General features: G+C 46.9%; 3 protein-coding genes. All 3 read right to left on the bottom strand.

Annotation, left to right across the window (positions count from 1 at the left end):
* Nucleotides 1-1,595, bottom strand: a 1,595-nt coding sequence (locus AB7E53_RS13505; protein WP_446776246.1) for a glycoside hydrolase family 127 protein, incomplete at its 3' end; no start/stop codon positions are given.
* A gap of 204 nt (nucleotides 1,596-1,799) precedes the next feature.
* Nucleotides 1,800-4,310 carry a YfhO family protein gene (locus tag AB7E53_RS13510; protein ID WP_446776248.1) on the bottom strand — a complete coding sequence of 837 codons (2,511 nt, stop codon included), beginning with the start codon at nucleotides 4,308-4,310 and terminating at the stop codon, nucleotides 1,800-1,802.
* A gap of 26 nt (nucleotides 4,311-4,336) precedes the next feature.
* The coding region (locus tag AB7E53_RS13515) for a glycosyltransferase family 2 protein (protein ID WP_446776250.1) at nucleotides 4,337-5,011 on the bottom strand (675 nt) is incomplete at its 5' end.

The raw sequence follows: 5,011 nt of genomic DNA on the forward strand, positions 1-5,011 counted from the left end.
GCCTTTACCCGCTGGTCTGCTGCAACCACCCTGGTCTTCATATCCAACGTCAATAAAATCTCATCCCCTTTTTTCCATTGGTTGTCAATAACTGCATATCCTTTCTCAACCGGAGCCTTCACCTCTTTTCCATTTACCCTGATCGTATAAGTTTCACTCCATTCCGGAATGCGTAGGCGAATCTGTTTCTTAATGTTCTTATCCGGATTTACAACCAGACGGATATCTCCATTCCATGGATAGTCTGTTTTCTGTATGATTTCAATCTTATTCTTACCAACAGGAATATCAGTTTTATTGCCGATGTACAGGTTTACCCACAATGCATCCTTGGAAACGCCGTAGATATAATTACCGATGGAAGGAAGAAAACGGGAGATCTGACTTGGACAGCAGGCACATCCGTACCATGCTTTGCGGTGGTGATCTCCGTCGGACTCCAACGGATTAACGTAGAAGAAAAGATCACCGGCCAGCGATATACCGGATAAGGCACCGTTATACATGGAGCGCTCCAGTACATCGATATACTTGGAATCGCCTGTAAACTGGTTCATACGCTGATTCCAGAATACCATCCCGACCGAAGCACAGGTTTCACAATAGGCCTCTTTATTAGGCAGATCATAGTCCTCCGTAAATCCTTCATTATGTTTTGAAGAACCGATACCTCCTGTAATATACATATTGCGTAACACTACGTCGTCCCATAAACGGTTCATCGCATCGATATAGCTGGCTTCATGCTTATAAGCGGCTACGTCGGCCATCCCGCAATACAGATACATACATCTTACCGCATGCCCGGCAATATCTGTCATCTCGCGGATGGGTTTGTCGTCTTGATAGTAAACCGGATTCCACGTTCCCTCATCGCCCATAGAGCCATATCCATGTCCCCGCTGCTCCAATAACCAATTGGAAAAATCAAGGTACTTCCGCTCACCCGTTGTCTGAAACAGCTTAACCAGCGCCAGCTCAATCTCCTCATGACCCGGCACCCAATTCCGTTTACCGGGACCGAATACAGACATCATATGGTCGGCCATACGAATGCTTACATCCAGCAACTGCCTTTTTCCAGTTGCCTTATAATAGGCTACCGCTGCTTCTATCATGTGACCGGCACAATACATCTCGTGCTTGTCCATATTTGTCCACCGTTTACCCAGTCCTGTCAGGGTATAATAGGTGTTAATGTATCCGTCGGGTTGCTGGGCCGCAGCCATTTTGGCAATCCATTGGTCGGCTTTCTTCTCCAGAGCCGGATCGGGATGGTTAATCAGCGCATAAGCAATCCCTTCCAATGCTTTATACACATCCGAATCATCAAAGAAGATTCCGGAGTGTTTTCCTGTACCTTTCGCCGCATTTTCAAAGTTCTGAATGCGTCCGGTCTGGTTTTCAATCTGGTCTATACATACAGGGAGTGTAGTCGTAATATGCTTTTCCAGGCGTGGTGACCAAAAAGCATCCTGGATATGTACATGAGAGAAATCCACCTGCTCTATCAACTTTACAGGTTCCTGTCCGGCACTTACCTTACACGTGATAAACGCCATACAACTTAATACTAAGATGGGTAATTGTTTCATAATGCTAACAACCTAATCAGGCCGATCTATTAGTGAGAATTTAAGGTATATATCTTTAATTAACAAAAGTACAATATATAATTGAAATAGAAACAGTAAGCACGATTTTATCTACCTAACTTTATGTTTCAACCTTACATAGAGAAGGCGGATAAACAATGTGTCTATCCGCCTTCTCTATCTGTTTTTAAAAGCTTGAGCAATCTATTTCTGCAGCTCTTTTTCCTTCTTAAGGGTATTCCATACCGACCAGGCTATGGCTCCGGCCAGCAGCAACAGGATAAGCAGCGAGCTTACCGATGCAACCTGGGTTGCCATAATGTAGTTGTCAGGTTCGAAGCGGAATACAATCTGATGTTCGCCGGCAGGTACGCGAAGGGCGCGTAATGTCCAGTCGGCACGGAAATGAGGCGTTTCCTTCCCATCCACAAAAGCTTTCCATCCGGGTTGATAATAAATCTCGGAGAAGATGGCAAGCTGTTCGGTTTTTGTATTTGACTGGTATGTAACCACATTCGGCTTGTAATCGGTAAGTGCAATCGTTGCCGTAGAATCCGGTTGAGGAGTGAAACCTTCCAGATCGGCAGCAAAACGTTTGTCGACAACCGCCACCATCAACGGGTTGAACTGATTCATTGCGGCCATCTCGGCATCAGCATTGTCCACCATCTCCACCTTTTGGGCAAACCAGGCGTTTCCATAGGCGAAAGGATTGCGTATAGGAGCCTGTTCCGGATTGTAAATGATATAGCGCATATTCAGCATATTCAACGTAGGACAAACCATCAGTCCTTTGATCACATCATCGGCAGTCTTCGCCTGTTGGAAAGTTTTCATGATCGACTGTATCTCACCCGTCAGGCGATGGTCAATCAACTCCTGATACCTGCGCAACTTGGCAGCATGGTAACCTCCAATGGATTTATGATAAAATGAAGTTGTAGTTTCCTGGAATGGATTATTCAGGTTCAACACCCGGAAAGAGGGATCTGTATCCTTCAGTATTTCTTTATCGGCCACCGTTGCCTTGTAGGTCTCGGCAGGTTGCTCACGTACAAAGTCGTCGCCATTAAGGTAGCGCTTGTCCACACTCCATAGGTCGGCCAACATAAGGATAGCTATTCCTACACCAACATATACAGCTGTTTTCTCTTTGTTCTTCGCTTTAAAATACCAGAACAAAAGAGATACGCCCAGCAGAATAAAAATCAACGAGCGTAAAGCGTCTGCCTGTGCCAGAGATTTACGGTCCATCAGCAAGGCATTATAATACCAGTCCGGCATCTGATACTGGGTATCCATGGGCGAGCGGAAATCGAGGAACAGGGACGGCATCAACCAAAGAATCAGACAAATACCACCTGTAAGCCCTAAAGCAGTCAGGGTTCCCCGCTTCAGCAGGTTCACGTCCACTTTTCCGGAAAGGATCTCCTTCAATCCCCAGAAGGCTATGAGCGGGAATACAAGGCCCGGAATCACCAAAGCCATCTCCACTGTACGGAACTTGTTGTACATGGGAAGGTTATGAAACATAAAATCGTTGAAGCCGTCAAAGTTCTTTCCCAATGCCAGCAAGGTAAGAAAAACAGAACCTCCCAGCATCCACCATTTCAGCTTTCCGGGAACCACGAACAGTCCCAGTACGAACAAGAAACAGACGATAGCGCCGAAGTAAACCGGACCAGAGGTAAATATCTTATCGCCCCAATAGGTGTAACTCTGCACATCGTTACCTAACTGGGCTCCTTTACTCCGAAGCTCCTTGTATAGGTTTGAATTATTGTTCAATGTACCTCCCGAAGCTCCTCCGTAGGCATTGGGTACTAATAAGGTGAGCAGCTCTCCCTTGCCGTAACTCCAGGCAAAGGCATATTCTTTGTCCAGACCGTCGGACACCTTGGCGGCACTTCCTGTAGTTGCCTGCGTAAGTTCCGTAGGACCGCGCATGGAGGTTTTACTCATCTCCCAGTTGGCATACAGATTCCCTAAGTTAGGTAACACAGCCAGGATAACACACACAAGCATAACACCCGAAATCTTCACCAGCGGAACCATTGCCTTTTGGCGGATCTGATCCCAGGCGAAGCCGATGTAGATAAACAGACAAAGCAGCGCCAGGTAATAGGTGATCTGTAAGTGCCCGTTCAATACCGAAAGAGCTACACCCAACGTAAACAGCACCGCTCCCCAAAGAAATTTACTCCTGAACAACAATAGCATACCGGCTATCGTAAGTGGCATATAGGCAATTACGTAAGCTTTGGTGATATGACCGGCTTCGATAATAATCAGATTATAAGAAGCAAAGGCAAAGGCGATGGCTCCGGCGATGGCGAGCCACAGCGGAATCCCCATTACACACATCAGGATGTAGAAGCAGATCAGTCCGGTGAGCACCATGCTGGCCCCGTTAAAGTCGACCGACTTAATCGCTTTTTCCAGATAGAAAAGGTATTCGGGTGCTGTTCCCTTCACCGCAATGTTATACGAGGGCATACCGGAGAACATGGATCCGGTCCACGCGATTATGTTACCGTCTTTGGCCTCGGCCGCATGCTTGTTGAGCTCTTCAGACATGCCTGAGAACTTGAGCATATCGCCCTGATGTATCACCTTTCCATCCAATACCGATGGAGAGAAGTAGGCTATTGTAACTACCGTAAATAAGAGGAGGGCTGCCAAATGCCCGCCCCATTTCTTTGCTAAGCTCTGCATATTTTCTGTTTTAATTATAAATTCGTTTATACCCGCCCCTTCACCCATTTGGCAAAGTAAAAGCGTACTGCAAACCATCCGTGAAGCAGGATAACAGGTAACTTCCCGTAGTAACGGCACATAATTTCATAACGCTCCTTCAGCGATGCCTTGCGGTTTACGGTGCTCATGCCCGCTTCCAGGAAGTTGGATAATATCATATGTGTATGATGAATCGTATTCGAACGCTTCAGGCATTGTATACACCAGTCGTAATCGGCTACCAGACGGTAATTCAAGTCGTAATCGGGCGCCAGCTCACGTTTTACGAGAAACGACTGGTGGCAGACCAACATACCCATACGGAAGCTTTTCCAGGTAAGCTGCTTCGGGGCTTTCAGGCGCCGTGCTCCCAGGCTGCGTCCATCCGCATCCACCAGGTTGGTTTCTCCATACAGCACATCCGGATAGATACCCCGTTTATCCAATCGTTTCACCATACGGTAAATCGTATCTGCCGTAGGCAATGTATCTCCGGCATTGAGAAACCAAACGTAATCGCCCGTTGCTTTGTGCAAGCCTTTATTCATGGCATCGTACAACCCTTTGTCGGGTTCACTCAGCAGGCATGTAATTCCGGATGCATAGCGGTTGGCTATCTCGAGGGTACCATCTGTCGATGCCCCGTCTATCAGAATGTACTCGATGTGGGGATACGACTG

Origin of the sequence: Macellibacteroides sp. (genome assembly GCF_050251695.1) — a bacterium.
Classification (GTDB): domain Bacteria; phylum Bacteroidota; class Bacteroidia; order Bacteroidales; family Tannerellaceae; genus Macellibacteroides; species Macellibacteroides fermentans.

What these genes read in the sequence shown, in the direction of transcription:
- AB7E53_RS13510 (WP_446776248.1), bottom strand. Translation starts at nt 4,310, where the DNA reads ATGCAGAGCTTAGCAAAGAAATGGGGCGGGCATTTGGCAGCCCTCCTC.